We start from the raw sequence: 5,445 nt of genomic DNA on the forward strand, positions 1-5,445 counted from the left end.
CCTCGACACCGCCAGCCGCGTCCAAAAGCTCGCCGTAGCAGTAACACCCACAGCGATCACCGACAAACTGCTCGCCGCAGTGACGACGTGACCCCACCTCGGACAGATCGGGTCGTCGACGCAGAACCCCATTCGATATTTTGCGCCCGGTGACACATTGACTTGATCGTCCGCGAATCATGCACCAAGGTTCAGCAAACGGTTCGGGTTCGGTGCATCCCCCCGGAGGCGCATCCGAAACGGACTCCCAGCGGTCGCGCCGTCATAAATGGGCCGAGCGGCAGTTGAGCCCTACGATCACTTGCGTGGCCCCTGCAGACAGCCCCGGCCCGCGGGCAACCCAAACCTGCTGTCCGGGGAGAAAGCCGACATCCTCGACCGAGTCTCCGCCGCGATCGGAGCGGACGACGTCGATCGGGGTCGACAGATCCTGCGCTCCGAGTATCCTTTCAGGCCCGTCGCGAAGACGGCGCGGTGGTACACCGAACGGCAGAGCTTGCGGATTCTCTGCCAGGACGGGTTCCTCGACCGATACTCCGGCGCAAAACTCGTGCACCCGTGAACGTTGCGGACGCTATCTCCGATCATGCCGGAGGAGTCTCCCGCCCATCCGAACTGGGCCGTCTCGCAGAGCCACTTCGCGCACTGGGAGTTGTTCCCGTCAATCGATCATCTCGTCCCGGTCGCCCGCGGCGGCGCCGACGATGAGTCGAACTGGATCAGCACCTCGATGTTACGCAACTCCGCAAAGGCACATTGGACCCTCGACGAGCTCGGCTGGACTCTCGCCGGCAGGCGATTACATGACCTGGGACGATTGGCTACTCGAATGCCGAGCGACCTGGATTTCGGTATGCGCCGGGTCCGCGGTGTCCCACTCTCTCTGCCAGCCTCCAGGGTCGAGGACCGTCATCATCTTTTCGCGGTGCTCAATCGGTGCGCAGTAGCCCGTGGAGCAGAAGATCGCCGAGTTCTCCGAAGGCATCGGCCGCGGATAGTCCGGTGCGCTCGAGCAGCACGCCGGACTGGACGGCGTCGATCGCCAACGCCACCAACTGGGCGGCGAACGCGGCATCGGTGGCCCGGAACAGGCCCGCGTCGACGCCCTCATCGATCAACTCGTGCACCCGCCGCGCGGCCTGCGCGGTATTGCGGCCGTAGATCTCCGCCGTCGGCGGGTACGCGACCATGTCGTCGTAGAACGCCCGGGAATTGCGGCGCATCGCCGATGCGACACCACCCAGGTACGTGGTGATGCGCTTGCGGGGATCGGATTCGGCGGCGACCGCATCCTCGATCTGCTCGGCCGCCGCGCCGAAGAAGTGTTTGGTGGCGGCGATGACCAGCTGTTCTTTCGTAGACGCCACGCTGTAGAGGGTGGCCTTGGAGCACCGCAAGCGTTGGGTCAGGTCGTCGACGGTGACCGACGTAAACCCCTCCGTCAGGAAGATCTCCTCGATCCGCGCCAGCAACTCGTCCCGGCGGGCGGTGTCGACGCGTCGACGCCGCGGGGTGTTCATCGTCGCGCGATTCGGCGTCGCTCCTGCACGTGCCATGCGGTCGAGTGTTTCACATTTCCGGCCTCTCGATTTCACACGCCTTCCCTTCTCCCGACACCTTGGGTACATTTAGCGGAGCCAAGTTACCCACTATGTTACCCACAAGGAGTTGTCGTGTCTGCCGAAATCGACGCGCGAGTACGCGAGATCCTGTCGTCCTACGCCGGTGACGGCACGAACGTGGCGTGGCTGCTGTGCGATCAGCACCCACCGCATTCCTTGGCCCTCACCGTCATCGACGAGGACCTGTCCACAACCCGGTATACCTACGGCGACCTCGCCGACTCGTCACGCCGCTTCGCGCAGGTGCTCGCCGATCGCGGGATCGGACAAGGCGACCGAGTTGCCACCCTGATGGGCAAGAGCGCCGACCTGGTGTCCGTCCTGCTCGGCATCTGGCGAGTCGGGGCCGTCTACGTCCCCCTGTTCACCGCGTTCGCCGAGGACGCCGTCACTTCCCGCCTGGCCAACTCGGAGACAAAGCTGGTTGTCGTCGACGCGCAGTATCGGTCCAAGATCTCCGCCGACGGCCCGTGGGAAATCCTCGTCGCGGGTGACGGCGCAGACACGCTGACAGCTTTGCTGGCGTCCACTCCTGCCGACACACGGCCGCCGGTGGCCGTCGGAGGAGACGGTTCCCTGGTGCACATGTTCACCTCGGGCACCACCGGCACCCCGAAGGGCGTCGTCCATCCGGTCCGCTATATCGCCGGGTGGCAGAGCTACCTCGAATTCGCACTCGGCGTCCGCGAGGACAGCGTGTTCTGGTGCGCGGCGGACCCGGGATGGGCATACGGGCTCTACACCGCGGTGATCGCACCGCTGGCCGCCGGAGTGCCGACCATCCTGACCCGCGGCGGCTTTTCCGCCGCCTCTACTTGGGATGTGCTCTCGCAACTGGAGGTCACCGACTATGCCGCGGCGCCGACCGTGTACCGGGGCCTGCGCGCCGAACACCACTTGCAGCCGAACACACTCGCGTTGCGCCGCCTCTCGAGCGCCGGTGAACCGCTGACCCCCGAAGTCAACCTGTGGGCCGACAAGGAACTCGGCCTGATCGTCCACGACCACTACGGACAGACCGAACTCGGCATGCCCGCCGGGTTCCCGCATCACCCCGACGTCGCAGTGCCGGTGGTCACCGGAGCGATGGGTGTCGCGCTACCCGGGTGGGAGCTCACCGTGCTCGAGAACGACCGCGACGTGCCCGCACCCCTCGAAACGGTGGGGCGGCTCGCGGTGGTGGTTGCGAACAGCCCGCTGATGACGTTCACCGAATACGCGGCCGGGCGCGGCGACGCGGGCCGATTCACCGCCGACAAGAAACACTTCCTCACCGGTGACACCGCCAGCATCGACCCCGACGGACTGCTCCGGTTCTCCTCCCGCGACGACGACGTCATCATCATGGCCGGCTACCGCATCGGACCCTTCGACGTCGAATCCGTACTCGTCCATCACCCCGCAGTGCGTGAGTGCGCCGTGGTCGCCGCACCCGACGAGGTACGCGGCGAAGTGATCGAGGCCTACGTCATCGCCGCACCGGACCACGACCAGGATCCCGGAGACGAGCTCGCCCGCGAATTACAGCAGTGGGTGAAAACGAAATACGCCGCCCACGCCTACCCGCGCCGGGTGCACTTCGTCGACACCCTCCCCAAGACCCCGAGCGGAAAAATCCAGCGCGCCCAACTCCGCCAGCAGCGCCGCGCCGAACTGTCCCAACAGGAACCACACTCATGACCGACGCCCGGACGCCGCTGGTCGTGACCCAGCACGGTGCGACCCGCACCCTCACCCTCAACCGCCCGGCCCGGCGCAACGCCCTGAACGACACACTGGTCGAGGCACTGGGCACCGCACTGTCCGACGCCGAAGGGGACCCTGAGACCCGAGCCGTCGTCCTCACCGGCGCCGGCCAAAGTTTCTGCGCTGGCGCCGACCTCCAGCACTTTCTGGAGTTGCACGCCCTCGGCCGGACCCCACTCGGCTTCTTGCGCAAGGTTTCGGCTTTCGCCACCCGGCTGGAGAAGAGTCCACTACCCGTCGTCGCGGCGGTTCACGGGCACGCCGTCGCCGGCGGCCTCGAACTCGCGCTCGCCTGCGACGTCGTCATCTCCACCCCCACCACGCTCATCGGCGACGGACACGTACGAAACAACCTCCTCCCCGCCGGCGGCGCCAGCGTGCGCCTGCCCCGCAAGGTCGGCGACTCCATGGCCCGCTGGCTCGCCCTGACCGGCACCCTGCTCCCGGCAACGGAACTGCAACGCACCGGATGGCTACACGCGATCGTCGACCACGACCACCTGCACACCACAGCCCTGGCCGCCGCCGCCGAGCTCACCGAACACGCCGGCCCCGCGCAATCGGCCTACAAAACGCTGCTCGCCGACCTCACCGAACTCGACGACAAGCGCGGCCTCGCCCATGAACTCGACGCCTTCGACACCCACTGGCAGGCCAGCGACATCCCCGCCGCGCTGAACGACTTCCTGCACGGCAGGACCACCCCCACCAACTCCCACCCCGCCCCGACAGGAACACGATGAACCGCTACACCGACCAGGTCGTCCTCGTCACCGGCGCCGGACAAGGACTCGGCGCCGCCATGGCCCACCGCTTCGCCGCCGAAGGCGCCACCGTTGCGATCGCCGAAATCAACGACACCGCCGGACAAGCACTGGCCACCGAGCTGACCGACCGCTACGGCCGACCCGCCACCAGCCACCCCGTCGATGTCGCCTCCGCCCCGCGGGTGCAGGACTGGGTCGACACGATCGCCGACACCCACGGGCGCGTCGACGCCCTGGTCAACAATGCCGGCATCATTCGCGACAACCGGATCGAGAAGATCAGTGTCGAGGACTGGCACGCCGTCATCGACGTCTCGCTCACCGGATCGTTCCTGTGCGCCCAGGCCGTGCTACCGCACATGCGCGCCCGCACCTACGGACGGATCGTGTCGTTCAGCTCGATGAGCTGGCGCGGGAACTTCGGCCAGGCCAACTATGTTGCCGCCAAGGCCGGCATCGTCGGGCTCACCCGCACCATCGCCCTCGAAGCGGCCCGCGACGGCATCACCGCCAACGCCATCGCCCCCGGCCTCATCGAAACCCCGATGCTCGCCTCCATGAACGGGCCCGCCCGCGACAAACTCGTCTCCAAAGTCCCCCAGAAACGCACCGGCGACCCCAACGACATCGCCGAAGCCGCCGCCTACCTCTGCTCCCCCGCCGCCGGCTACGTCAGCGGCATCGTCCTCGACGTCGACGGCGGCCTCGGCATCGGATCCTCCATCCGATAGCTCCGAACGACGAACCCCGTCCCAGCGCCTGCAGATGCGCCGCAGATATGTTGCGGCAGAGTACATATGCAGCTCACGCCGCGTGTTTGCGCGAGGCGGCCAGCACTAACAGGCGCTTGGTGGGTGATTCGTAATGGATCGCAACCCCGGACGATGCCGGACCGCGAATTCATCGACCGCCACGCAGCGCGCCTTCTTTCGTATACTCAGCGAGGGCACCCGCAGTCGTGGCAGGGCGCACGGCGCCAGTAGTGTCCTGAGTCATAAATAAAGCCATCGGTTGTTAAGATTGGTCATGGCAACTCGCGGTCCGCGACCGGCGGACATTGTGCTGACCGAGACCGAACGCGTAGAACTCGAGGGGTGGTCGCGGCGACGCAAGACCGCTGCAGGTTTGGCGGTACGGTCGCGAATCATTCTCGCTGCTGCCGATGGTGGATCGAATACCGAAGTGGCGCAGAGGCTGGGGTTGAACCGAGGCACGGTGCGGCGGTGGCGGGACAGGTTCGTCGAGGACCGATGCGACGGGTTGCTCGACGAACCACGCCCCGGCCGTCCCCGGACGATCGACGACGACAA

The 5,445-nt window shown here is 66.6% G+C and carries 5 protein-coding genes; 4 read left to right on the top strand and 1 reads right to left on the bottom strand.

The features are described from left to right. Positions 1–929 precede the first annotated feature (929 nt). On the bottom strand, positions 930–1,556 hold the full coding sequence (locus AZG88_RS28340) for a TetR/AcrR family transcriptional regulator (RefSeq protein WP_061699812.1): 627 nt from the start codon (positions 1,554–1,556) through the stop codon (positions 930–932). Positions 1,557–1,673: 117 nt separating this feature from the next. Between AZG88_RS28340 and AZG88_RS28345 the strand changes: the two genes are divergently transcribed. The 4 genes from AZG88_RS28345 to AZG88_RS28360 form a co-directional block, all read left to right on the top strand. Beyond that, positions 1,674–3,302: an AMP-binding protein gene (locus tag AZG88_RS28345; protein WP_061699813.1), complete on the top strand. Its 1,629-nt coding sequence runs from the start codon at positions 1,674–1,676 to the stop codon at positions 3,300–3,302. Beyond that, a complete protein-coding gene (locus AZG88_RS28350) occupies positions 3,299–4,111 on the top strand; it encodes an enoyl-CoA hydratase/isomerase family protein (RefSeq protein ID WP_061699814.1) in 813 nt (270 codons plus the stop codon). The genes AZG88_RS28345 and AZG88_RS28350 overlap by 4 nt, the downstream gene beginning before the upstream one ends. After that, positions 4,108–4,866 (top strand): SDR family NAD(P)-dependent oxidoreductase, encoded by a 759-nt coding sequence (locus AZG88_RS28355; RefSeq protein ID WP_061699815.1) that lies wholly within the window; start codon positions 4,108–4,110, stop codon positions 4,864–4,866. Before AZG88_RS28350 ends, AZG88_RS28355 begins: the two co-directional genes overlap by 4 nt. A 295-nt stretch (positions 4,867–5,161) precedes the next feature. After that, the coding region (locus AZG88_RS28360; protein WP_156517648.1) for a helix-turn-helix domain-containing protein at positions 5,162–5,445 on the top strand (284 nt) is incomplete at its 3' end.

Source organism: Rhodococcus sp. LB1, from assembly GCF_001583455.1.
In the GTDB taxonomy this organism is placed as follows: Bacteria; Actinomycetota; Actinomycetes; order Mycobacteriales; family Mycobacteriaceae; genus Rhodococcus_F; species Rhodococcus_F opacus.